Annotated in this window: 19 protein-coding genes and 2 pseudogenes; 10 read left to right on the forward strand and 11 right to left on the reverse strand. The window is 69.7% G+C overall.

All coding sequences use genetic code 11. The features are described 5' to 3' along the window. Positions 1–11: 11 nt before the first annotated feature. The 4 genes and pseudogenes from ASF22_RS04900 to tesB form a co-directional block, all read right to left on the reverse strand. Positions 12–2,796, reverse strand: a pseudogene (locus ASF22_RS04900) (DNA translocase FtsK). A 201-nt stretch (positions 2,797–2,997) separates the two neighbouring features. Next, positions 2,998–4,503 carry an ammonium transporter gene (locus ASF22_RS04905; protein ID WP_056173726.1) on the reverse strand — a complete coding sequence of 502 codons (1,506 nt, stop codon included), beginning with the start codon at positions 4,501–4,503 and terminating at the stop codon, positions 2,998–3,000. 132 nt (positions 4,504–4,635) lie between these two features. Continuing rightward, a complete protein-coding gene (locus ASF22_RS04910) occupies positions 4,636–4,974 on the reverse strand; it encodes a P-II family nitrogen regulator (RefSeq protein WP_056094106.1) in 339 nt (112 codons plus the stop codon). Positions 4,975–5,289: 315 nt separating this feature from the next. Then, complete coding sequence (gene tesB / locus ASF22_RS04915) at positions 5,290–6,168, reverse strand: acyl-CoA thioesterase II (RefSeq protein WP_056262031.1); 879 nt, start codon at positions 6,166–6,168, stop codon at positions 5,290–5,292. Positions 6,169–6,328: 160 nt separating this feature from the next. Here tesB and ASF22_RS04920 point away from each other — a divergent pair, with 160 nt between their 5' ends. Next, complete coding sequence (locus ASF22_RS04920; RefSeq protein ID WP_056262035.1) at positions 6,329–7,588, forward strand: FAD-dependent monooxygenase; 1,260 nt, start codon at positions 6,329–6,331, stop codon at positions 7,586–7,588. Between the two features lie 19 nt (positions 7,589–7,607). Here the strand turns inward: ASF22_RS04920 and ppa are convergent, their stop codons facing one another. From ppa to ASF22_RS04935, 3 genes are all read right to left on the reverse strand, one after another. Then, positions 7,608–8,147: an inorganic diphosphatase gene (ppa, locus tag ASF22_RS04925; RefSeq protein WP_056173721.1), complete on the reverse strand. Its 540-nt coding sequence runs from the start codon at positions 8,145–8,147 to the stop codon at positions 7,608–7,610. Between the two features lie 142 nt (positions 8,148–8,289). After that, positions 8,290–8,613: a DUF2892 domain-containing protein gene (locus ASF22_RS04930; protein WP_056173718.1), complete on the reverse strand. Its 324-nt coding sequence runs from the start codon at positions 8,611–8,613 to the stop codon at positions 8,290–8,292. Positions 8,614–8,682: 69 nt separating this feature from the next. After that, positions 8,683–9,189, reverse strand: coding sequence for a GNAT family N-acetyltransferase (locus ASF22_RS04935; protein WP_056262038.1), 507 nt, complete (start codon positions 9,187–9,189; stop codon positions 8,683–8,685). Between the two features lie 194 nt (positions 9,190–9,383). On the opposite strand from ASF22_RS04935, the gene ASF22_RS04940 reads away from it, so the two are divergent. The 3 genes and pseudogenes from ASF22_RS04940 to ASF22_RS25285 form a co-directional block, all read left to right on the forward strand. Beyond that, positions 9,384–10,109, forward strand: coding sequence for a tyrosine-protein phosphatase (locus ASF22_RS04940; protein ID WP_056262040.1), 726 nt, complete (start codon positions 9,384–9,386; stop codon positions 10,107–10,109). A 73-nt stretch (positions 10,110–10,182) separates the two neighbouring features. Further along, the gene (locus tag ASF22_RS24725; RefSeq protein ID WP_244473061.1) at positions 10,183–10,671 is read left to right on the forward strand and encodes a hypothetical protein; all 489 of its coding nucleotides are present in this window, start codon (positions 10,183–10,185) and stop codon (positions 10,669–10,671) included. 253 nt (positions 10,672–10,924) lie between these two features. Continuing rightward, positions 10,925–11,275 (forward strand): annotated as a pseudogene (locus ASF22_RS25285) (cell wall hydrolase); the annotation flags it as partial. A 240-nt stretch (positions 11,276–11,515) separates the two neighbouring features. Here the strand turns inward: ASF22_RS25285 and ASF22_RS04955 are convergent. Genes ASF22_RS04955 through ASF22_RS04965 form a run of 3 tightly spaced genes read right to left on the reverse strand, consistent with a single transcriptional unit; the run spans position 11,516 to position 13,532 of the window. Continuing rightward, positions 11,516–11,902 carry a hypothetical protein gene (locus ASF22_RS04955; RefSeq protein ID WP_156647606.1) on the reverse strand — a complete coding sequence of 129 codons (387 nt, stop codon included), beginning with the start codon at positions 11,900–11,902 and terminating at the stop codon, positions 11,516–11,518. A 4-nt stretch (positions 11,903–11,906) separates the two neighbouring features. Next, a complete protein-coding gene (locus tag ASF22_RS04960) occupies positions 11,907–12,764 on the reverse strand; it encodes a prephenate dehydratase (protein WP_056262044.1) in 858 nt (285 codons plus the stop codon). Between the two features lie 24 nt (positions 12,765–12,788). Further along, positions 12,789–13,532 (reverse strand): 3-deoxy-manno-octulosonate cytidylyltransferase, encoded by a 744-nt coding sequence (locus ASF22_RS04965; RefSeq protein ID WP_056173705.1) that lies wholly within the window; start codon positions 13,530–13,532, stop codon positions 12,789–12,791. Between the two features lie 301 nt (positions 13,533–13,833). Between ASF22_RS04965 and ASF22_RS04970 the strand changes: the two genes are divergently transcribed. The 6 genes from ASF22_RS04970 to ASF22_RS04995 all read left to right on the forward strand — a co-directional run bounded on the left by ASF22_RS04970 (position 13,834) and on the right by ASF22_RS04995 (position 21,186). Beyond that, positions 13,834–14,649 (forward strand): cytochrome c family protein, encoded by an 816-nt coding sequence (locus ASF22_RS04970; protein ID WP_056262046.1) that lies wholly within the window; start codon positions 13,834–13,836, stop codon positions 14,647–14,649. 242 nt (positions 14,650–14,891) lie between these two features. Further along, the gene (locus ASF22_RS04975) at positions 14,892–16,799 is read left to right on the forward strand and encodes an extracellular solute-binding protein (protein ID WP_056262049.1); all 1,908 of its coding nucleotides are present in this window, start codon (positions 14,892–14,894) and stop codon (positions 16,797–16,799) included. Beyond that, the gene (locus tag ASF22_RS04980; RefSeq protein ID WP_056262052.1) at positions 16,796–18,652 is read left to right on the forward strand and encodes an extracellular solute-binding protein; all 1,857 of its coding nucleotides are present in this window, start codon (positions 16,796–16,798) and stop codon (positions 18,650–18,652) included. Before ASF22_RS04975 ends, ASF22_RS04980 begins: the two co-directional genes overlap by 4 nt. 10 nt (positions 18,653–18,662) lie before the next feature. Then, entirely contained in the window at positions 18,663–19,769 is a 1,107-nt protein-coding gene (locus ASF22_RS04985; RefSeq protein ID WP_056262237.1) for a microcin C ABC transporter permease YejB, read from the forward strand. Further along, entirely contained in the window at positions 19,766–20,269 is a 504-nt protein-coding gene (locus ASF22_RS04990; RefSeq protein ID WP_056262054.1) for an N-acetyltransferase, read from the forward strand. The genes ASF22_RS04985 and ASF22_RS04990 overlap by 4 nt, the downstream gene beginning before the upstream one ends. A gap of 32 nt (positions 20,270–20,301) precedes the next feature. Next, entirely contained in the window at positions 20,302–21,186 is an 885-nt protein-coding gene (locus ASF22_RS04995; protein WP_056262057.1) for an alpha/beta hydrolase, read from the forward strand. A gap of 7 nt (positions 21,187–21,193) precedes the next feature. Here the strand turns inward: ASF22_RS04995 and ASF22_RS05000 are convergent, their stop codons facing one another. Further along, on the reverse strand, positions 21,194–23,275 hold the full coding sequence (locus ASF22_RS05000) for a hypothetical protein (protein WP_056262060.1): 2,082 nt from the start codon (positions 23,273–23,275) through the stop codon (positions 21,194–21,196). Positions 23,276–23,278 lie beyond the last annotated feature (3 nt).

Raw genomic sequence — 23,278 nt, forward strand, 5'->3', positions numbered from 1 at the left:
GCTCTTGCGGATCAGCTCACGTGAGCGTCCGCCTCGACCAGGATCTCGCGCTTCCCGGCGTGGTTGGCCGGTCCGACGATGCCCTCCATCTCCATCTTCTCCATCAGGGAGGCGGCGCGGTTGTAGCCGATCTGCAGGCGGCGCTGGATGTAGGACGTGGACGCTTTCTTGTCCCGAAGCACCACCTGCATGGCCTGGGCGTAGAGGTCGCCGCCGGTCTCGCCGAAGCTGCCCTGGTCGAACACCGCACCGTCCACCTCGACCTCGTCGGCGGCCGACCCCTTAGCCCCCTCGCCCTCGTCGGCGGTGACCGCCTCGAGGTAGGACGGCCGGCCCTGGCGCTTGAGATGAGCGACGACGCTCTCGACTTCCGAATCCGAGCAGAACGGCCCGTGCACGCGGGTGGTGCGGCCGCCGCCGGCCATGAACAGCATGTCGCCCTGGCCCAAAAGCTGCTCGGCGCCCATCTCGCCGAGGATCGTGCGGCTGTCGATCTTGCTCGTCACCTGGAAGGAGATCCGGGTCGGGAAGTTCGCCTTGATGGTGCCGGTGATGACGTCGACCGTCACCTGGAAGGAGATCCGGGTCGGGAAGTTCGCCTTGATGGTGCCGGTGATGACGTCGACCGACGGGCGCTGCGTCGCCATGATGAGGTGGATGCCCGCCGCCCGAGCCATCTGGGCGAGGCGCTGGATCGCGCCCTCGATGTCTTTCCCCGCCACCATCATCAGGTCGGCCATCTCGTCGACGACGATGACGATGTAGGGCAGCGGGGTGAGGTCCATCTCCTCGTTCTCGTAGACGGCCTCGCCGGTCTCGCGGTCGAAACCGGTCTGCACGGTCCGGGTCAGGATCTCGCCGCGCCCCCGCGCCTCGGCGAGTCGGGCGTTGAACCCGTCGATGTTGCGCACACCGACCTTGGACATCTTCTTGTAGCGCTCCTCCATCTCGCGCACGGCCCACTTCAAGGCGATGACCGCCTTCTTCGGGTCTGTGACCACGGGCGAGAGCAGGTGCGGAATACCGTCGTAGACCGACAGTTCGAGCATCTTCGGATCGACCATGATCAGGCGGCACTCCTCGGGCTTGAGCCGATAGAGCAGGCTGAGGATCATGGTGTTGGCCGTCGTAGACCGACAGTTCGAGCATCTTCGGATCGACCATGATCAGGCGGCACTCCTCGGGCTTGAGCCGATAGAGCAGGCTGAGGATCATGGTGTTGATGGCCACCGACTTGCCGGAGCCGGTGGTGCCGGCCACCAGCAGGTGCGGCATCCGGGCGAGGTCGGCGATGATCGGCTCGCCGCCGATGTTCTTGCCGAGGCACAGGGCAAGGCTCTGCTTCGTCTCGGCGAAATCGACGGAGGCCAGGAGCTCGCGAAGGTACACGGTCTCGCGCCGCGCATTGGGTAGCTCGATGCCGATGGCGTTCCGGCCCGGGACCACGGCGACGCGGGCCGAGACGGCGGACATGGACCGGGCGATGTCGTCGGCCAGCGAGATCACGCGGCTCGACTTGGTGCCGGGGGCCGGCTCCAATTCGTAGAGGGTCACGACGGGGCCGGGGCGCACGGCCAGGATGTCGCCACGCACGCCGAAATCGCTCAGGGTGGCTTCGAGCAGGGTCGCGTTCTGCTCGAGGGCTTCCGAGGACACCTGGGCTGAGGGTGAGACCAGGGGCGGCTCGGCCAGGAGACCCAGCGCCGGAACCGCGTAGGCACCCGGATTGTGCACAGGAGCCGGGGCCGGACGCCGCTGGGGCACGGGGGGCGACGGCGGCGCAGCGACGCGCGAGCGCGCATCCGGGGGCGCGGGCTGGGGATCTTGCGCGAAGACCGGCTCCTCGCCGCCATCGTCGGGCTCGTCGTCGTGCAGCACGGGAGCGGCCCGTCGCGCGGGCGCGGGCGCAGCTTCGGTGTCGAACACCGGTTCGCGGCGCGGATCGCGCGGGCTGGGTGCCTCCCAGGGGGTGTCGTCGTCTGAGAAGGCGCGCCGTGCCGCCAGGGCCGGCGAGGCGCCGTCATGGGCGACAACCGCCTGCGCGGCGCGGCCCTCGCGCCAAGTCTCGACACGCGAGGCCAGGGCGGCGCGGCCACCCATGAGCATCTGCGCCAGGGCGCCGAGGGACACGACTCCGAGGCTCGGTTCGTCGTCCTCGTAGCGGTCGTCGTTGCGGGCGCGGGCGGGCTGCCGCACGGGATGCAGCGGCTCGTCCTCCTCCTCCGGGATCTCGCCCACCCGGCAGGCACCGGTCAGGCTCAGGATGGCGATGGCGGCGAAGAGGAAGCCCACCAACGCCGCGGCCGGCGAGGCGACGATGCCCACGATGGTGCGGGCCGCGTGGATCAGGGCATCGCCGGTGACGCCGCCGAGCCCCGTGGGCAGGGGCCAGCGCGCCGTGGACGGCAGGGCGCTGGCCACCGCGCTCGCGGAGAAGAAGCCGATGATCCACAGGGTGATGCGCAGGCCCCCGCGCGGCAGGGCACGGGAGCGCATGAGCTGCACCCCCCACAGGGCCGGCGGCAGGACGAAAGCCAGGGAGCCGAGGCCGAGGAGCTGCATGGCGAGGTCGGACATCACCGCCCCGCTGGTGCCGAGCACGTTGTGGGCGGCGTGGTCGGTGGCGTGGTTCAGGCTCGGGTCGTCGATGGACCACGTCGCCAGGGCGACGGTCAGGGCCGTCGCGCCGGCAAACAGGATGAGACCGCCCAACTCCGTCATCCGCTTGGCCAGGAACGGCCGAAAGCTGTCGACGAACGTGTCGTAGGGCGATGCGGAACGGCGAAGCGAGCGCATTCGGAACCAGACGCGATGGGGAAACGATCCGGTAACGCTAACGCCCGCGCGGTTAACGGGGGTTTAAGTGTGCTCCTGAGCTCCCGAATGCGACGGGTGTCCAAGATGACGTGCAGACGAAAGAAGGCCCCGGATCGTGCGATCCGGGGCCTTCTTTCGTGTTGCCTCGGGCCGCCCCGGAAGTCGGCCCTGGGATCGATCCTAGTAGTTGTAGGCGCGCTCGCCGTGATCGGCGATGTCGAGGCCTTCGCGCTCCTCGTCCTGGGTGACGCGCAGGCCGATGGTGAGATCGACGAGCTTGTACAGGATGGCGGAGCCGATGCCGGACCACAGGATGGTGAAGCCGACGGCCTTGAGCTGGCTCATCAGGGCCGCCGCCGTCTCGTAGGTGCCCACCGCGAGTTCACCGGGCTTCGAGGCGTAGTCCGGCAGGCCGACGCCGCCGAAATCCGGGTTCACCAGGATGCCGGTCGCCACGGCGCCGAGGATGCCGCCGATGCAGTGCACGCCGAAGACGTCGAGGGAATCGTCGTAGCCGAGCGCGTTCTTCACCGTGGAGCACATGATGAAGCACACGGCGCCCGCGACGAGGCCCAGCACGATCGAACCCATGGGACCGGCGAAACCGGCGGCCGGGGTGACGGCGACGAGGCCCGCGATGGCACCCGACAGCATGCCCAGCAGGGAGGGCTTGCCCTTCAGCATCCACTCCACGAACAGCCAGGAGAGGGCGGCGGCGGCGGTGGCCACGAAGGTGTTGAGCATCGCCATGGCGGCGGTGCCGTTGGACTCGAGGTTCGAGCCGGCGTTGAAGCCGAACCAGCCGACCCAGAGCAGCGAGGCGCCGATGGCGGTCATGGTCAGGGAGTGCGGAGCGAGCAGGTCACGGCCGTAGCCGATGCGCTTGCCAAGCATGAGGCAGCCGACGAAGCCGGCGATGCCCGCGTTGATATGCACCACGGTGCCGCCTGCGAAGTCGAGGGCGCCCCATTTGAACAGCAGGCCGGCATCGGCGTTCACCGCGTCGAGGGCCGCCTGTGCGGTCGCCTTCGAGGCGTCGTCGGTGGCGGCGGCCAGCGCCTTGGCGGCGTTGCCGACGGCGTCCGGGCCGCCCCAATACCAGACCATGTGGGCCATCGGGAAGTAGATGAGGGTGGTCCAGAGGATCATGAACACGACGAGCGCCGAGAACTTCATCCGCTCGGCGAAGGCGCCGACGATGAGGGCCGGGGTGATCATCGCGAACGTCATCTGGAAGCAGATGTAGACGTACTCGGGGATCACGACGCCGTTCGAAAAGGTTGCGACGGTGGAGTTGGCGTCGATGCCCTTCAGGAAGGCCTTCGAGAACCCGCCGACGAAGTCGTTCAGGCCGCCGCCGTTGGTGAAGGCGAGGCTGTAGCCGAAGATCACGAACAGCAGCGAGGAAATGCACGCGATGGCGAAGACCTGCGTCAGCACCGAGAGCATGTTCTTCGTGCGCACGAGGCCGCCGTAGAACAGGGCCAGGCCCGGCACGACCATCAGCAGCACGAGGGCGCTGGAGATCAGCATCCAGGCGGTGTCGCCCTTGTTCGGGACGGGCGCGGCCACTGCGGCGGCCGGTGCGGCCTCCGTGGTCGGCGACTGCGCGAGGGATGGCTCGATGAACAGGAGCGCCAGGGCGGCGCCTCCCATTCCGAGCGCCAGGGCATTGCGAAGTTTCATGGAAACAGGACTCCCGGTCACTGTGCGATGCTGAAGGGGGACGATCGTGGGGCGGGGACCGGCGGGCGGCCCGACTCTCCCGGGGGCCGGCGCGCGGACCCGAAGTACGGCTGTGGACTGCGAGGGGCTGCCTCAGAGGGCGTCGACGTCGGTCTCGCCGGTGCGGATGCGGACGGCCTTCTCGAGGGGAAGAACGAAGATCTTGCCGTCGCCGATCTGGCCCGTGCGGGCGGCGGCCGCGATGGCGTCGATGACGCTGCCGGTGAGGTCGGAGGCCACCGCCACCTCGATCTTCAGCTTGGGCAGGAAGCTCACGGCGTACTCGGCGCCGCGGTAGATCTCGGTGTGGCCCTTCTGGCGGCCGTAACCCTTCACCTCGGTGACGGTGAGCCCGTGCACGCCGATGCCGGTCAGGGCGTCCCGGACCTCCTCCAGCTTGAACGGCTTGATGATAGCCATCACGATCTTCATGGGCGGCGCCCCCTTGTCCCGATTGGTTGCCCGGCCGGCGCGCTCTCGCGTCGCGACCCGACGGGTCCGGATGTTCGGCGTGGATCGGACTGACCCAGACGCTCGCCCTTCGTTATTCAAGGACTATGCCAACGGGAACTTTTCGCGTTCGGCCCTATCTGCTTAGAAACTGTCCGTGCCGTGCCCTGGATACGGGCGAAATTCCCGCCAAGTTTGCGCTGTTCGCAAGCATTATGGCGCATCGATAGGCAGATTGAGAGGTGTCCGGGCACCTCGCGAGATGCCTGGACATCGGCGCCGCGCCGCCGCTTAAAGTCAGCCTTCGGCGCGTCGCGGCCGAATCATGCCTTCCTGGGCGACGGACGCCACGAGGGTGCCGTCCCGCGAAAAGATCTGCCCCCGGGCGAAGCCGCGCGCTCCCCCGGCGCTCGGACTGTCCTGGGCATAGAGCAGCCACTCGTCGGCGCGGAACGGGCGATGCAGCCACAGGGCATGGTCGAGGCTCGCCGACTGGATCTCGCCGTCGAACACCGTCTGCCCGTGCGGGATCAGGGTGGCATCGAGCAGCGTCATGTCGGAGGCGTAGGCCAGCACCGCCCGGTGGATGGCGGGATCGTCGGGCAGCCGGTCGACGGCGCGCATCCAGACGTGGAAGCGCGGGTCGCGCGGCGCGCGTCTGAGGTAGCGCTCGATCTCTACGGGGCGCAGCTCGATGGGGCGGCGGCGCCCGAAATAGGACAGGATCGGCGCCGGAATCGCCGCGCCCTCGCGGGCTGCCTGCGCGGCGGCGGCCGGCGCCTCGGCCACCCCTTCGGGGGGCGGCACGTCGGGCATCGTCGCCTGGTGGACGGCGCCCTCCTCCGCGTCGTGATAGGAGACCGACATGGCGAAGATCGCCCGCTCGTGCTGGCTCGCCACCACCCGGCGGGTCGCGAAGCTGCGCCCGTCGCGGATGCGCTCGACGGCGTAGTCGATGGGCGCCTTCGGATCTCCGCCGAGCAGAAAATACGCGTGCAGGGAATGCGGCGGACGCGTCTCCGGCACCGTGCGCGAGGCCGCCACCAGGGCCTGGGCCACCACCTGCCCGCCGAACACCCGGAACCAGCCGGTCTGCAGACTCTCGCCCCGGAAGCGGTCCTGCCCCAGTGGGGCGAGATCGAGGATGTCGAGGAGTTCGGCGACGATGCCGGCCATGGGGACCCCCGGTGGTGGAACGGACGATGCCGCCGCCATAGCAAGCTTGGGAGGCGCGATCCATGCGGCCGGCGACGATGCCGCTGCCGCGGAGGCGGCCCGCGCGTTGCCCTCGACCCCGGGGAGTGGCACTCCGGGCGGATCGGGACGGGGACGCGAGATGGCGGGATCGGGGCAGCGCAGGGTGGTGGTGGCCGGGGCCGGAATCCCGGGGCTGAGCCTCGCCCTGGCGTTGAAGCGGGCGCACGGCCCGGCGCTCGCCGTCACCGTCTGCGATCCGGCCCTGGCGTCCGGCGCGGCGCGCCACCGCGGCCGGGCCTTCGCCGTGGCGGCGGGGGGGCGACGGATGTTCGCCCAACTCGGGATCTGGGAGGCCGTGTCCGCGGCGGCCGAGCCGATCCGCGACATGGTGGTGAGCGACAGCCGCCTCACCGACCCGGTGCGACCGGTCTTCCTCACCTTCGCTCAGGAGCCTTCCCCCCAGGATGCGGTGGCGGGCGAGCCCTTCGCCCATATGGTCGAGGCCGAACCCCTGGTCGCCGCGCTGCTGGCGGCCTGCGCGGCGGCGGGGGTGGTCCTCGATCCCGTCGGGATCGCGTCCGCCGATCCGGGGCCCGAGGCCACCGAACTCCATCGCACCGATGGACGAGCCGAGACAGCGAGCCTCCTCGTGGCGGCGGACGGAGCGCGCTCGCGCCTGCGCGAAGGGGCCGGCATCGGCTGGGTCGGCTGGTCCTATCCGCAATCGGGCATCGTCGCGACCATCGGGCATGAGCGTCCCCATGGGGGCCGGGCCTACGAGCATTTCCTGCCGAGCGGCCCGTTCGCGATCCTGCCCCTCGTCGAGGGCGGCGCATTGGGGCACCGCTCGTCCATCGTCTGGACCGAGCGGGCGGCGGACGTGCCGGCTCTTCTCGGTGGCGGACCCGACGAGACTTTGGTGGAGATCGAACGCCGGTTCGGCCACGGCCTCGGCCGGATCGTGCTGGAGGACGGCCCGAGCGCGCACCCCCTCGCCTTCGGGATCGCCCGCCGCTTCCGGGCCGACAGGATGGCGCTGCTCGGCGACGCGGCCCACGTCATCCACCCCATCGCGGGACAGGGGCTGAACCTCGGGCTCGCGGGCGCGGCCTCCCTGGCGCAGGCCGTCACCGACGCCCTGCGGCTCGGCCTCGATCCCGGCGCCCCCGACGTGCTGCAGACCTACGAGCGCGAACGCCGGTTCGAGACCCTCGCCATGGGGGCGATGACGGACGGGCTCAACCGCCTGTTTTCCACGGACGCCCTGCCGGTGCGCCTGGCGCGCGATCTCGGCCTCGGCCTCGTCGATCGCCTGCCGGGCCTCAAGCGCCTGTTCATTGGGCAAGCCGCCGCGGTACGCGGCACCCTGCCGAGACTTTTGCGCGGGCAGGCGCTCTAGGCCGCCCGCGCAACCGGTCCTATTTGTCCTTGTTGGCCTTCGCGCGCGCGATGCCTTCGTGGATGAGGCGGTGGGCCTCGGCCTTGTCACCCCAGCGCACGATCTTGACCCACTTGCCGGGCTCCAGATCCTTGTAGTGCTCGAAGAAGTGCTGGATCTGATGGATCGTGATGTCGGGCAAGTCGGTGTAATTTTCCACGCGGTCGTACCGCATGGTGAGGTGACGCGACGGCACGGCGATGATCTTCTCATCCTCGCCGGCATTGTCCTCCATCACCAGCACGCCGACGGGGCGCACGCTCATGACGGCGCCCGGCGCGATGGCGCGCGTGTTGGCGACGAGCACGTCGCACGGATCGCCGTCGCCCGAGAGGGTGTGCGGGATGAAGCCGTAATTACCCGGGTAATGCATCGCCGTGTAGAGGAAACGATCGACCACGAGGGCGCCCGATTCCTTGTCCATCTCGTACTTGATCGGGTCGCCGCCGATGGGAACCTCGATGATGACGTTCACATCATCGGGCGCGTTCTTGCCGATCGAGACATTGTCGATGATCATGGGCTGTTTCTCCCGTGCACTTCGGGCCGCAGAGGCCTCTCCGGGCGTCTCTTAAAGCCGTTGCCGCCTCAAGGAAATCTCCGGCCCGGTCGCCCGGCTACGTTTGGCGGGGATTATCACGCCTCCGCCCGGGCGCGCGGGCTTAGCGCCGGAAGGACGCCCTCACCCGCGCCCACGTCGCCACGATCCAGCGTGCGCTGCGCTCCAGGGGAACCTTGAGTCCGGGAATGTCCTCGCTGAGCAGCGCGAGGCCGACGGGCAGCATCCACAGGCCGAGTACCGGCAGGATCGAGAACACACCGCCGAGGATGAACAGAAGAGCGGCGATGATCCGGACGATGCGCCGCGACGGTTCGCGCAGCCAATCGAGGGCCTCCCCCAGGCGCGTGGGCAGCTTCTCCGTCAGGCGCGCGACCCGGTCGTCCCAGTCCTTCGCGGTGACGGTCTCGTGTCCGCTGGCGGTCATCGGCTCTCCCCTCGGCCAATCGGCCACAGGGATGAGATGGGGAGGCCATGACGATTCGGCGAGCCGGCCTCAGGCGAAGCGGTAGCCGACCTTGGGCAGCACCGAGCCGGCGATGCTGTCGCTGGCGTGCCCGACGATCGTGGCGCCGAGGCCGAGGTAGAACGCCTCCGCCCGGTCGTTGCCCGCGAGGGCCCAGACCCCGAGGGTGTGGAGGCCGTGATCCATCATGTCGTTGCGCACGGCCCGACACAGCCGCCGGCCGAGGCCGAGCCCCTGATGCTCGGGCAGGATGTAGAGTTCGTCGATCTCGCCCGCGGTGCCGAGACCCCGGCCCCTGGCCTGCCCGTAGACCGCGTAGCCGACCACACCCTCGCGGGTCTCCACCACCACGAGGGGACGCCGGCGCTGGGCCGCGCCGAGCCACCATTGGGCGCTGCGCCGGGCGATCATGCGCTCGAGGGAAACACCCGGGATGATGCCCCGATAGGCCTCGCGCCAGGTTTCATCGAACACGTCCGACAGACGGTCGGCGTCGGTGGGGCGGGCGCGGCGAATGCTGGTGGTGCTCGTGCTCATGACGGGTCCCCGCGCTCGAAATCGATCGATCAGGCATCGGTATCGGAGATGACGATCCGGGCGAACACAAGGCAAGGGCGATGCCGGGTCGCGCCGACCCCGTTTGTCCCGAGGGGCCCGCCGTTTGCCGGGCCAGGGCGCGCCTGTTAGATGCCGGGGCTCCTCCCCCGTAGAGCCGCGACGTTCCCCGCCCCGTGTTCAAGCGCTTCCTCAAGCCCGAGACCCGCTACGCGCGGCGCATGGCGCGCATCGCCCGGTTCGAGAAGCCCATCGCCGGGCCGGTCTCGCGGGCGAAGGCGTGGGCCAACATGCTCCTCGTCGATCACGGCGTGTTCCGGTTGGCCTACCTCAACCGGCACCGGGTGGGACAGGGCAAGCTGTGGCGCTCGGCCCAGCCGACGCCGCACCAGCTCGCCTGGTTCAAGCGCCAGGGCGTCCGCACGGTGATTTCCCTGCGCGGCGGGCGCGAGCACGGGTCCTGGCCGCTCCAGCGCGAGGCCTGTGCCCGCCAGGGCCTGACCCTCGTGGAGTTCGTCCTGCGCTCGCGCGAGGCGCCGTCCCGCGAGACGATCCTGGCCGCCAAGAATTTCTTCGCCGGCGTCGAATATCCGGCGATGATGCACTGCAAGTCGGGCGCCGACCGGGCCGGCATGGGGGCGGTGCTCTACCTCATCCTGCACGAGGGCCGGCCCGTCGCGGAGGCCATGGGCCAGCTCTCGGCCCGCTACGGCCATTTCCGCTTCGCCAAGACCGGCATCCTCGATGCATTCTTCGACCTCTACCTTCGCGAGGGCGAGGCCCGCGGCCTCGACTTCCTCACGTGGGTCGAGACGGTCTACGACCCGGAGGCCCTGAAGCGGGAGTTTCGGCCTGGGTTCTGGTCGGATTTCGTGGTCGACCGGCTGATCAAGCGGGAATAGCCGCCCGGCCCGGTAACCCCCCGTTAACCAAACCGGGCCGAACTGATGCTTCCGCACAGTGACGAGACCCGCGATGGCAGCCTCTCCCCTCCGGCCGACCACGCCGACCCTGGCGAAGTACCCGATCCCCGTCGAACTCATTACGACCCTGTATCGGGCGCGTGGGGCGGAGCTCGATGCGCTCATCGCCGGCATGCCCGAATATGCCCGCGCCCGGGTGGCGGCCTATTGCGTCGAGCGCGAACGCCTCCTCGACCTCGGTCAGCGCATGGCCGGCACCTGCGGCGAGGCCACCCTGATCAAGGCTGCCGGACCCAAGGCGGGGGCGGCCCTGTTCGCCCAATCGCGCCCGGCGCCCGTGCCTCAGTCCGAGATCGTGGCGGCTGAGACCGAGGCCGGCGAGATCGCGTCGAAGCCCGCGGTTTCGGCGGATGCGACCCCCGCCCCACTCCTGCGCGTCCTCGAATTCCCCGCCGTCCCCGCCCCCGTCGTGGTCGCGGGTGAGGCCGATACGGCACAGTCCCCGGCGATGGCGAACGCGGCCCGTCCGAAAGCCGCCTGAGTCCGGGTCCTGCCCGAAAAAGACCCGAATGGCGGCCAAGCCTGGCCGTCGCGGATCGTCAGGGGCCTGCGCCCCGGCGACGGAAATCACGATGGAGCGAGACGGCATGCAGGGTTCGTGGGCGACGAAAACGGGTTCTCTCCTCGGCTTGATCGTGGTGATTCCCGCCCTCGGGGCCTGCAATTCCACCCTGATCCCGGGCCAGAACACGGGCAGCCTCGCCATGGCCCAGCCCGTCGCCGCCACGGACGAGGAGCGCGACTGCCTCGGGCGCGCCATGTACTTCGAATCGAACCGCAGCGACCGCGACGGCCTCCTGGCCGTCGGCACCGTGGTGATGAATCGGGTGCAGTCGGCGCCTCAGGGCAGCGGCATCTGCTCGGTGGTCGGTCAGCCCCGGCAATTCGCCCCGGGCGTGCTCACCAAGTCGATGGAGGCCAAGGATCTCCAGCGCGTCGCCGACGTGACCGACGCGGTGCTGGCCGGGCAGCGCCACCCCAAGGTCGGCCGGGCCATGCATTTCCACACGGCTGGCCTGCGCTTCCCCTACAACAACATGCATTACGTGGCGGTGGCCGGCGGCAACGCGTTCTACGAGAAGCGCAAGCCGGGCGCCCCGGCACCCACGGGCCCGAGCATGCCCACCACCGCCATGGCGTATGCCGCTGCGGCCCCCGCGGCCCCCGCGGCTTCGCCGATCCAGGCGCGCATGGCCGATGCCGAGCGCGATGTGCCGGCGGCTCAGACCATCCTCAACGAACCCGCCAAGGACATCTGTCGGACCGCGGGGCTGAGCAGCGCGAGCCGGGGCGGCTAGGGCCTGACCCGACCCTGTCGGGTCGGATCAGTCGTTCGGTTCCCTTGTCTGCAGCACATCCATCCGACCCTGCTCCCGCGCCGCATGCACCAGGGCGACGATCTGCTGCGCGCTCGCGCGATAATCCGCGGTGCCGTCGATCGCCCGGAAGCCGTGGAACAGGGCGGCCTCGACCGTGAGGTTCTCGGCCTCGCTGCCGGGCGTCGGTGCCGTCGGGACCGTATGCCCGACGTCGCGGGATCGCCGCGCTTCGCGCAGGCCGTTGTAGATCCGCTCGATCAGAACGTGCCCGCTCCAATCGTCCGCGACCCGAAGCACGGTCGATCCATGATGGATTTCGAACCGGCAGGGGGTCGTGTCGTCAGTCTCGGGCATCCCGCTCACGATCCGGCTCGCTGCGTCGCGTTCGCTCAAGGCCCTATTCCGCCGCCAGGCGGCTGACCTCGCGATAGGGATCGGCCGGATAGGTGCCGATGATCCGCACTTCTCGCGAGAAGTAGGCAAGTTCTTCAAGGGCCCGGGCGAGGCCGGGCTCGTCGGGGTGGCCGTCGACCTCGGCGTAGAACTGGGTCGCCGAGAACTGGCCCTCGACCATGTAGCTCTCGAGCTTCGACATGTTGACGCCGTTGGTGGCGAAGCCCCCGAGTGCCTTGTAGAGGGCGGCCGGGATGTTGCGCACCCGGAAGATGAAGCTCGTCACCGCCGGACCGGCCTCCGCCGCGAGGGGCTCGGCCTCGGGGGCGAACACCACGAAGCGGGTGGTGTTGTGGCTCTCGTCCTCGACATCGCGGGCGACGATCTCGAGGCCGTAGACTTCGGCCGCCAGCGCCGGCGCCAGGGCACCCCGGCTCGGGTCGCGGGCCTCCGCCACCTCACGGGCGGCGCCCGCCGTGTCGCCCGCCACCACGGCGCGGAGCCCGAGGCGCCGGATGATCTTGCGGCACTGGCCGAGCGCATGGACGTGGCTGTGGACGGATCTGAGCGTCCCCACCTCGGTCCCCGGCAGCACCATCAGTTGGAAGTGAATCGGCAGGAAGTGCTCGGCGACGATGTGGAGGCGCGCCGTCGGAATGAGGTGGTGGATGTCGGCGACCCGGCCCGCGATGGAGTTCTCGATGGGGATCATCGCCCGGGCGGCCCGGCCCTCGTTCACCGCCGCGAAGGCGTCCTCGAAGGTCGGGCACGGCAGCGGCGTCCAGTCCGGGTAGGCCTGGGCGCAGAGGATGTGCGAGTTGGCGCCGGGCTCGCCCTGGTATGAGATGGTGCGGTGGGGCATCGGAATCTTTTCGCGTCCAACGGTTCAGTTCAGGCGCCGGGCCGAGAGGACGGCGCGCGCCCGCTCCAGGTCGGCGGGGGTATCGACGCCGAGAGGCAGGTCGTCGACGATCATGGCGTCGATGCGCAGGCCGGCTTCCAGGGCGCGCAGCTGCTCCAGCTTCTCGCGGGTTTCGAGGGTGCCGGGCGGCAGGGCCATGAAACGCGCCAGCGCCCGGCGGCGATACGCGTAGAGGCCGATGTGGTGGTAATGCGGCCCCTCCCCCCACGGCGCCCGCGCCCGGGTGAAATAGAGCGCGCGCAGACGGTTCTCGCCGACGGGATGGCCGACGAGCTTGACCACGTTGGGATCGTCGCGCTCCGCCGCGTCGGTGATCACGGCGCACAGGGTGGCGATGTCGACGGCCTTGTCGGCGAGCGGCAGGATCGCGGCACCGATGATGGCGGGATCGATGGTCGGCAGGTCGCCCTGGACGTTGACGACGATGGTGTGGTTGCCCTGCGGATCGATGATCTCCAGGGCCTCGGCGAGGCGGTCCGAGCCCGTGGGGTGGTCGGCTCGGGTCATCACCGCGATGCCCCCCTCCGCCTCGATCACGTCGCGGATGGCCGTGGTATCGGTCGCCACCACCACGGGGCCGATTCCGGCCTCGACGGCCCGGCGCCAGACGTGGACGATCATCGGTGCGCCGCAGAGATCCAGGAGCGGTTTGTCCGGAAGGCGGGTCGCGGCGAGGCGGGCGGGGATGAGCACGAGGGGATCGGACATTCTTTTCGCCCATCGCTTCGGCTGGCTGCCGAGGATCTCTGACTTCGAAAACGTCCGTTCCCGGCGCGTTCGAAGCCCGTCGCTTATCAGCGGGGTGGGGTGTTGTCATGCACCGGGGGCGATCCCCGGGGGCCACACCGGTGACGGATCGGCCTCTGCGACTACGCGGCGTCGCCGCGCGCCATTGTCAAGATCGGGCTCCAGCGGCTAAGCACCCTCGACTGTTTCCAAAGTCCGACACATCCCCGTGTCCGGACCCGCCCGCAAGCGCGCCCAGCCGGACGCATCGGAGTTGTCGAGAATGGACTCTTTCGAGCTGAACAAGGTCGCGGGTGCTGCGCTCGGCGCACTCCTGTTCGCCGTAGGGTCCGGGTTCGTCGCCGAGCTGATCTACCACCCCAAGCCCGCCGGGGCCGCGGGTTACGCCCTGCCGGAGCCCCAGGCGAAGGCCGCCGGTGGTGCCCCCGAGGCGAAGGCCGAGCCCCTGCCGATCCGGCTCGCCAGCGCCAGCGCCGACAAGGGCCAGTCGGCGGCCAAGAAGTGCGCCTCGTGCCACAGCTTCGACAAGGGCGGCCCCAACAAGGTCGGCCCGCACCTCTGGGGCGTCGTCGAGCGCCAGAAGGCCCATGAGAGCGGGTTCGAGTATTCGGCCGCCCTCAAGGAGAAGGGCGGCACCTGGACCTACGACGACCTCGACCACTTCCTGACGAGCCCGAAGGGCTACGCCGCCGGCACCAAGATGGCGTTCGCCGGCATCACCTCGCCCGCCGAGCGCGCCGACGTCATCGCGTATCTGCGTACCCTCGCCGATACCCCGGCGCCCCTGCCGGCGGCGGAGAAGAAGGCCGAGGCCAAGCCGGCGGAAGCCAAGCCCGATGCGGCGAAGCCCGCCGAAGCCAAGCCTGACGCTGCCAAGCCTGACGCTGCCAAGCCTGACGCTGCCAAGCCGGCGGATAAGGCGGCGGAGGCCAAGCCGGCCCCGGCCGCAGCTCCGGCCGAGAAGCCGCCCGCCCCTCCTGCTCCCCCGGCCGAAGCGCCGCCTGCCCCCCCGGCGGCGCCCGAGAAGCCGCCCACTCCGCCCGCGCCTCCGGCTCCCGCCGAGAAGCCGGCCGAGTAGGTCGCGCCAGCATCGTCACGATCGTGAAGGCCGGGCTCAGTCCCGGCCTCTTTTTGTTTGAAGGCCCGCGACGACGCCCGCGCCAGGACGCGTCGGGCGTCTCGCGCGCATGCGGACCCTTCGTCCTGCGCGAATGGGGCCGCTTGGCGTGTCCCCTCCGTCCGTCCTAGAACGGCCCTTGCGGTCGTCGTGCGGACGGCCCGCGAGGATGCCGTCGAAATCGGAAAGAGCGCCCCATCGTGATGCGACAAGCCCTGATCGGACGTTGTTTCGCCGCCGCCGTGTCGGTCTGCGCCATGACCCTCTGCGCCATCACTTCGGCCTCTGCCGATCCCGTCGCCGGCATGCCGGTCGCCAATGCGCCGTCGGGCGACTGGCGCCACGCCGTCACCCTCATGGGTGAGCCGAAGTACCCGGCCGACTTCAAGCATTTCGACTACGCCGACCCGGCCGCGCCCAAGGGCGGCCTCGTGCGCCTTGGGGCGCAGGGCGGCTTCGACAACTTCAACATCGTTGTGGCGGGCCGCAAGGGCGACCTCGAGAACGGCATCGCCCAGCTCTACGATACCCTGACGACGGAATCGGCCGACGAGCCGTTCTCGTCCTACGGACTCCTCGCCGAGGGGCTCAGGCTGGCCGACGACCTCTCTGCCGTGACCTATCGCCTGCGCGAGGGCGCGCGCTGGCACGACGGCCGGCCGATCACCCCCGAGGACGTGGTGTGGTCCTTCACCGTGCAGAAGGAGAACAGCCCCTCGCTCGCGGCCTACTACCACAACGTCACCAAGGCCGAGGTCACGGGACCGCGCGAGGTGACGTTCAGCTTCGCCGAGGCCGGCAACCGCGAACTGCCCCAGGTGATCGGGCAGCTGCGCGTCCTGCCGAAGCACTGGTGGACGGGAACGGACACGCAGGGCAGAGCCCGCGACGTGACGCAGACGAGTCTGGAGATACCGCTGGGGTCCGGCCCTTATCGGCTCGCGAAGTTCGAGCCGGGCCGCAGCGCCACCTACGAGCGCGTGGCCGATTACTGGGGCAAGGATCTGCCCGTGAACGCCGGGCGCAACAATTTCGGCACCATGCGGTTCGAGTACTTTCGCGATGCCACCGTGCAGATCGAAGCCCTGAAGGGCGACCTCTACGACTTCCGCGCCGAGAACATCGCCCGCAACTGGGCCACCGCCTACGACGATTTCCCGGCCGTGAAGGACGGCCGTCTCGTCAAGGAGGAGTTCCCGGATCGCGGCAACGGCAACATGCAGGCTTTCGCCTTCAACACGCGGCGCGCCAAGTTCGCCGATCCGCGGGTGCGCCGGGCCTTCAACCTCGCCATGAACTTCGAGGAGATGAACCGGTCGCTGTTCTTCGGCCTCTACAAGCGCATCGACTCGTATTTCTACGGCTCGGAACTGGCGTCCTCCGGCCTGCCGCAGGGCGAGGAACTGGCGATCCTGGAGAGCGTGCGCGACAAGGTCCCGGCCTCCGTCTTCACCACCCCCTACACCAACCCCGTGGCCGGCACGCCGGATTCCGTGCGCGCCAACCTTCGCGAGGCCGTGCGCCTCCTCAAGGAGGCCGGCTACGAACTGCGCGGCGGCCAGATGGTCGACGCCAAGACGGGCGAGCCGCTGACCGTCGAGTTCCTCGAGTTCCAGAGCGTGTTCGAGCGCGTGGTGCTGCCCTTCGCGGCCCAGCTCAAGCTCATCGGGATCCAGAGCAACCTGCGGGTCATCGACCAGGCGCAGTACCAGAACCGACTGCGCGCCTTCGACTTCGACATCACCACTTCGTCGTGGCCGGAATCCCTCTCGCCCGGCAACGAGCAACGCGAGTACTGGGGTTCGGCCGCCGCCGGCAAGGAAGGCTCGCGCAACCTCATCGGCATCAAGGATGCGGGCATCGACGCCCTCATCGACCGGGTGATCTACGCAAAGGACCGGCCGGGCGTGCTGGCCGCCACCCACGCCCTCGACCGGGTGCTGCTCGCCCACGATTACGTGGTGCCGCAATGGGCCTCCAACGTCTCACGGACGATCCGCTGGAACCGCTTCGCCCGGCCCAAGGTCCTGCCGACCTACGGCAGCTCGGGTTTTCCGACCACCTGGTGGTACGACGAGGCCCTGGCCGCCAAGACCGGGGCGCCGCGTTGACGGGCCCGAGCCGGCGCACCCTCGTCCTTGGTGCCGGGGCGGTCGCGGGTGCTTGCATCCTGCCCGGATCCGGCCGGGCGCAAGGGGCGGCGCGCCACGGTCTGTCGAGCTTCGGCGAACTGAAATACCCGGCCGCGTTCAAGAATTTCGATTACGTGAACCCGGAGGCGCCGCGCGGCGGCCGCTTCTCGGCCCAGCTCGCCTCGACCCTGGGCAACCAGGCGAGCGACACCTTCAACACCCTCAACATCTACGTCCTGCGCGGCGATGGCGCCGCCGGCATGAACCTCACTTTCGATTCCCTGATGGTGCGGGCGCTCGACGAGCCCGACGCCCTCTATGGATTGCTGGCCCGGTCCGTCGAGGTCTCCGAGGACGGGCTGACCTACCGTTTCGCCCTGCGGCCCCAGGCGCGGTTCCACGACGGCACCCGGCTCACAGCCCGCGACGTCGCGTTTTCCCTCACGATCCTCAAGGCCAAGGGTCATCCCGGTATCGCCCAGATGCTCCGGGACATGAGCGAGGCGACGGCCGACGGCGACGATACCGTGGTGGTGCGCTTCGTGCCCGGCCGCAGCCGCGACTTGCCCCTGTTCGTGGCGGGCCTGCCGGTGTTCTCGGCAGCGTATTACCAGCACCGCGACTTCGAGGCCTCGACCCTGGAGACGCCGCTGGGCTCCGGTCCGTATCAGGTCGGGCGCCTGGAGCCGGGCCGATTCATCGAGTTGCAGCGCGTGGCCGATTACTGGGCCGTCGATCTGCCGGTGAATGTCGGCCAGAACAATTTCGACGCTATCCGGTACGAGTATTTCCGCGATCGGCAGGTGGCGTTCGAGGCATTCAAGAGCGGCGCTTTCACCTTCCGTGAGGAGTTCACGTCCCGGGTCTGGGCGACGCTCTACGACTTCCCCGCCGTGACGGAGGGCCGGGTGCGCAAGGAGATCGTGCCCGATGCGCGTCCCTCCGGGACGCAGGGCTGGTTCCTCAACACCCGCCGGGAGGCGTTTCGCGACCCCCGCGTGCGGGAGGCCGTCGGCCTGTGCTTCGACTTCGCCTGGTCGAACAAGAACCTGTTCTACGGGGCCTACATCCGCACGGCCTCGTTCTTCGAGAATTCCGACCTGAAGGCCACCGGCACCCCCGATGCGGCCGAACTCGCCCTGCTCGATCCCCTGCGCGCCGATCTTCCGGCGGAGGTGTTCGGCGAAGCCTGGAGCCCACCGGAATCCGACGGATCGGGCCAGGACCGGGCCAATCTCAGCCGCGCCGTGGCCCTGCTACGCGAGGCCGGCTGCACCCGCGACGGCGGTGTCGTGCGCCTGCCCGGCGGCAAGCCCCTGGAACTCGAGTTCCTCGACAGCGATCCGGTGTTCGAGCCGGTGACGCACCCGTTCATCCGCAACCTCGGCCTCATCGGGATCAAGGCGCGCATGCGGGTGGTCGATGCCTCGCAGTACCAGTCCCGTCTCAAGGATTTCGATTTCGACGTGACCTCCCGGCGCTACGCCAGCGGCATGACGCCCGGCGCCGAGCTGCGGGAGGCCTACGGATCGGGGAGTGCGGCCACGCCGGGTTCCAACAACCTCGCGGGGATCGCCAGCCCGGCCGTCGACCGGCTCATCGACCGGGTGGCCAATGCGGCAACCCGGGCCGAACTCGTCACCGCCTGCCGCAGCCTAGACCGGACCCTGCGCGCCGGACGCTACTGGGTGCCGATGTGGTACAAGGCCGACCACCGCCTCGCCCTGTGGGACGTCTACGGCCGCCCGGCCAAGGGCCCGGCCTACGACCTCGGCGCACCCGCCCTATGGTGGTACGATGCGGCACAAGCCCGGCGCATCGGCCGGAATTGAGGACGCTTCCTTGCTCGGCTACATCCTGCGCCGCCTCGCCCTCATGGTGCCGACCATCCTCGGCATCATGCTCATCACCTTCGTCATCGTGCAGTTCGCCCCCGGTGGACCCGTCGAACGGGTGCTGGCCCAGCTCCAGGGCCAGGGCGAGGGCAGCCTGTCGCGGGTCACCGGTGGGGCCGGCGATCTCGGAGGGGCCGCTCGGTCGAGTGGCGGCGGGGGCGAAGCCAACGCCCGCTATCGCGGGGCGCAGGGGCTCGACCCGGCCTTCATCAAGAAGCTCGAACAGCAATTCGGCTTCGACAAACCGGCACCCGAACGCTTCCTGAAGATGATCTGGGACTACGCCCGGTTCGATTTCGGCAACAGCTATTTTCGCGATGTGTCGGTGCTGCAATTGATCCGCGAGCGGCTGCCGGTGTCGATCTCGCTCGGCCTGTGGATGACGCTGATTTCCTACGCGATCTCGATTCCGTTGGGGATTCGCAAGGCCGTGCGGGACGGCTCGCGCTTCGATCTCTGGACTTCGGGCGTGGTCATCGTCGGCTACGCCATCCCGAGCTTCCTGTTCGGCATCGCCCTCATCATTCTGTTCGCCGGCGGTTCGTTCTTCCAGATCTTCCCCTTGCGCGGCCTCACGAGCGAGAACTTCGACTCGTTGAGCCTGTGGGGCAAGGCGGTGGATTACGCCTGGCACATGGCCCTGCCGCTGGCCGCCCTGGTGCTCGGAGCCTTCGCCACCTCGACCCTGCTGACGAAGAACTCGTTCCTCGACGAGATCCGCAAGCAGTACGTGCTTACGGCGCGGATGAAGGGCCTGTCCGAGCGCCGGGTGCTGTACGGGCACGTGTTTCGCAACGCCATGCTGATCGTCATCGCAGGTTTCCCGGCGGCGTTCATCTCCGCCTTCTTCACCGGCTCGCTTCTCATCGAGACGATCTTCTCTCTCGACGGTCTCGGGCTCCTGTCCTTCACCTCCATCGTCGGGCGGGATTATCCGGTGGTATTCGCGACCCTGTACATCTTCTCCCTCGTGGGGCTCGCGGTGAACCTCCTGTCGGACCTGATCTACACCTGGATCGACCCGCGCATCGATTTCTCGGCCCGGGCGACGTGACCTCCCTGCCCCTGGTCCTGCGGATGGAGCATCCCGGGGACGCCGCGGCCATCGAGCGCCTGCACGCCCGCGCCTTCGGGCCGGGACGCTTCGCCCGCACCGCCTATCGCCTGCGCGAGGGCACCGCGCCGCTGGCCGACCTGTGCTTCACGGCCCTGATCGGCACGGACCTCGTCGGCTCCGTGCGCCTCGGGCCGGCGGAGGCGCAAGCACCGCTCCTGGTGCTGGGGCCGCTGACCGTCGATCCGAGCTTCGAGGGGCGCGGCATCGGCGGCGCCCTGATGCGGGCGAGCCTGGATGCGGCCCGCGGCGCCGGCCACGGCCTCGTCGTGCTGGTGGGCGACGCCCCCTATTACCGCCGCTTCGGCTTCAGCCCGGTGCCACCCGGCCGGCTGATACCGCCCGGCCCCGTCGATCCCACCCGCTTCCTGTGGTGCGAACTCGTGTCCGGTGCCGCCGGGACGGTGTCGGGGAACGTGAGCGCGGTGCGCCGGCGTTGATCCCCCGCGCGGCAACCGCGCGGGAGTGAACGATGACACCCATCCACCACGAGACCGTGCAGGCCAACGGCATCGCTCTCCACGTCGCCCGCGCCGGGCGCGGTAAGCCCCTGGTCCTGCTCCACGGGTGGCCGGAATTCTGGCTGACCTGGGAGCCGGTGATGGCCCGGCTCGCCGACCGCTTCGACCTCATCGTCCCCGACCTGCGCGGCTTCGGCATGAGCGAGAAGCCCGATCCCGGCCCCTCCGACAGGGCCGGGGCCGAGGTCCACGCCGCCGACATGGTGGGGCTCCTCGATACCCTCGGGATCGAACGCGCCGGCGTGGTGGGGCACGATGTCGGCGCCTATGTGGGGCAGGCATTGGGCCGCGCTGCGCCCGACCGCCTCACCGGCCTGTTCTTCTTCGACTGTCCGTATCCGGGTATCGGCCCGCGTCTGGCCGCGCCCGAGATGCTGGCCGAGATCTGGTACCAGTCGTTTCACGTCAAGCCGTTCGCCGCCGACCTCGTGGGCTCGTCGCGCGAGGCCTGCCGGCTCTACATCGGCCATTTCCTACGCCACTGGGCCGGTGGCAACCCGGCCGCCTTCGACGCGGTGCTCGACGCCTTCACCGACAACTTCATGGCACCGGGCAACCTGCAGGGCGGCTTCAACTGGTACCTCAGCGCGCAAGCCGGCCGCCTCGCCATGATCGCGGGCACGGCCCCGCCGCAGGATCCCATCTCGGTGCCGACCTGCGTGCGCTGGGGCACCGCCGACCCGCTGTTCCCCTACGCCTGGACCGACCGCCTCGGCGAGACGTTTTCGGACCTGGACCTCGCGCCGTTGGAGGGCGTCGGGCACTTTCCACACCGCGAGGCGCCGGACCGGGCGGCGACGGAGATCGCACGGTTTTTCGAGGGGCGTGGGGCATGAGAACGGCTCACGCCGTCCGGCCGCGCCGCCCTTCCACCAGCCACATGGCCAATACGGCCGCTGCCAGCGCCGCGAGCGCCCACAGGCCGAGTGCCAGGGGATAGACCGCGACGCCGCGGATATTGGCGCTGTCGCTCGGGCGGAACCCGATCCAGTCGGCCCCGGTCAAGCGCCCGCCGCGCACCGCCTGCAGGCGCGGCACCACGGTGCCGCCGGCTTCGGCGACCCGGCGGATCGAGCCGCCCGTGGCTTCGGCGAGGGCTTTGAGACGCTCGGTGTCGCTGAACACGTCGGCGAGCTCACGCGGGTTCGGCGGGCCGACGCTGACGAAGGCGACCAGGCTCCCCGAGCGCAGGGTATGCAGCCCGAGCTGCTCCGCCTCGAAGGTGGATGAGAACAGGCCGGGCTCGGCCTGCGCCAGGGTCAGGGTGCGCTCGACGCCCGTGGGACCCGTGACGGTCACGGGCTCGACGGTGTCCGCCATGGTCTGGCGCTCGACGCGGACTTCACGTCCGCGCCCCGTGGTCTGGGCGCGCAGGGCCTCTTCCTCGAGGGCGGGTTCCTTCATCAGCCAGTGACCGAGGCGGCGCAGCAGGTCGAGGTAGGGGCCGCCCTCCTGATAGCCGCGCGCCCACAGCCAGGCGTGGTCCGAGAGCAGGAGCGCCACGCGACCCTTGTCCTCGCGCGACAGGGCCAGCAGCGGCAGGGCATTCGGCCCCTGGAGGATCGGCTGGATGCCGGGCTTCACCTGGGCCGAGACGATGCGCAGCCAGTCGCCCCAGGCCGGCGGAGAGGCCTCCGATCCGGGCAGGGCCCGGGTGACGGGATGGCGCGTGCCGATGCCGGTGAGCCCGGCCTTGTAGGGCTGCTCGACCACGCGGCCGTTGGGCTCGCCCGGCAGGATCGCCGAGAGCCGGGTGCGCGAGAGGCTCGCCTGGCCGGCGAATTCCGGTCCCGCCGCCACGAGGAGCGCTCCGCCCTCGCGGACGTAGCGGACGATGTTGTCGAAATACGCTGAGGGCAGCACGCTCTGGTTGGCGTAGCGGTCGAAGATGATCAGGTCGAAATCCTTGATCTTCTGGACGAACAGCTCACGCGTCGGGAAGGCGATGAGCGACAGCTCCGAGATCGGCGTACCGTCCTGCTTCTCCGGCGGCCGCAGGATGGTGAAGTGCACGAGATCGACGTTGGCGTCGGACTTGAGCAGGTTTCGCCACGTGCGCTCGCCCTGGTGCGGCTCGCCCGAGACCAGCAGCACCCGGAGCTTTTCGCGGATGCCCTCGATGGGGAGCACCGCGCGGTTGTTCACGACGGTGAGCTCGCCCGGCAGCGGCTCGACCTCGATCTCGACCACGTTGGGGCCGCCGTGCTCGATCCGCATGGTGAGGGAGAAGGGCCGTCCCGTCGGGAAGGCGCGCCGGCCCACCTCCTCGCCGTCCCGCCGCACGGTGACGACGGCGTTGCCGGTGCCGCCGCGTTCCATCACCTCGGCGCGGATCGTGAGGTCCCGCCCGACGATGCCGAAACGCGGCGCTTCGATGAGCTTGATCTGCCGGTCGCGCTCGTCCGGATGCCCCGTGACGAGGACGTGCAGCGGCCCCTTGATGCCGAGCGCCGACGCCGAGGCCGGGATGTCGTGCACCACGCCGTCGGTGAGCATCACGACGCCGGCCAGCCGCTCGGGCGGCACATCAGCCAAAGCCTGAGACAGCGCGGTGAACAGCTTCGTGCCGTCGTCGCTGTCCTTGGCGTCCGGCACGTCGACGAAGCGCGGCTCGATCCCCGTCAGGGCCCCGAAGCGGCGCTGCAGTTCGGCCCGCACGGCGTCGGTCATGGCCGGACGGTCGCCGAGACCCTGGGACCCCGATCGGTCCACCACCACGGCGACGATATCCTTGACGGGTTCCCGGTCCTCCCGGACCAGGGCGGGGTTGGCGAGGGCGAGCAGCACTAGGGCGAGGGCCACGGCGCGCAGGATGGCCGTGCCGCCGCGCGCCAGGATCGCCAGCACGGCGAACAGCGCGACCAGGATCCCGAAACCGGCCAGCACCGGCCATGGGACGAGGGGGGTGAAGCTGAGGCTCAGCATCGG

The organism is Methylobacterium sp. Leaf87 (genome assembly GCF_001422775.1).
Taxonomy (GTDB): domain Bacteria; phylum Pseudomonadota; class Alphaproteobacteria; order Rhizobiales; family Beijerinckiaceae; genus Methylobacterium.

What these genes read in the sequence shown, in the direction of transcription:
- ASF22_RS04935 (WP_056262038.1), bottom strand. Translation starts at nt 9,189, where the DNA reads ATGAGCACGAGCACCACCAGCATTCGCCGCGCCCGCCCCACCGACGCC.
- ppa (WP_056173721.1), bottom strand. Translation starts at nt 8,147, where the DNA reads ATGATCATCGACAATGTCTCGATCGGCAAGAACGCGCCCGATGATGTG.
- ASF22_RS04910 (WP_056094106.1), bottom strand. Translation starts at nt 4,974, where the DNA reads ATGAAGATCGTGATGGCTATCATCAAGCCGTTCAAGCTGGAGGAGGTC.
- ASF22_RS24725 (WP_244473061.1), top strand. Translation starts at nt 10,183, where the DNA reads ATGGCAGCCTCTCCCCTCCGGCCGACCACGCCGACCCTGGCGAAGTAC.
- ASF22_RS04960 (WP_056262044.1), bottom strand. Translation starts at nt 12,764, where the DNA reads ATGCCCCACCGCACCATCTCATACCAGGGCGAGCCCGGCGCCAACTCG.
- ASF22_RS04930 (WP_056173718.1), bottom strand. Translation starts at nt 8,613, where the DNA reads ATGACCGCCAGCGGACACGAGACCGTCACCGCGAAGGACTGGGACGAC.
- tesB (WP_056262031.1), bottom strand. Translation starts at nt 6,168, where the DNA reads ATGGCCGGCATCGTCGCCGAACTCCTCGACATCCTCGATCTCGCCCCA.
- ASF22_RS04965 (WP_056173705.1), bottom strand. Translation starts at nt 13,532, where the DNA reads ATGTCCGATCCCCTCGTGCTCATCCCCGCCCGCCTCGCCGCGACCCGC.
- ASF22_RS04905 (WP_056173726.1), bottom strand. Translation starts at nt 4,503, where the DNA reads ATGAAACTTCGCAATGCCCTGGCGCTCGGAATGGGAGGCGCCGCCCTG.
- ASF22_RS04975 (WP_056262049.1), top strand. Translation starts at nt 14,892, where the DNA reads ATGCGACAAGCCCTGATCGGACGTTGTTTCGCCGCCGCCGTGTCGGTC.
- ASF22_RS04995 (WP_056262057.1), top strand. Translation starts at nt 20,302, where the DNA reads ATGACACCCATCCACCACGAGACCGTGCAGGCCAACGGCATCGCTCTC.
- ASF22_RS04920 (WP_056262035.1), top strand. Translation starts at nt 6,329, where the DNA reads ATGGCGGGATCGGGGCAGCGCAGGGTGGTGGTGGCCGGGGCCGGAATC.
- ASF22_RS04970 (WP_056262046.1), top strand. Translation starts at nt 13,834, where the DNA reads ATGGACTCTTTCGAGCTGAACAAGGTCGCGGGTGCTGCGCTCGGCGCA.
- ASF22_RS05000 (WP_056262060.1), bottom strand. Translation starts at nt 23,275, where the DNA reads ATGCTGAGCCTCAGCTTCACCCCCCTCGTCCCATGGCCGGTGCTGGCC.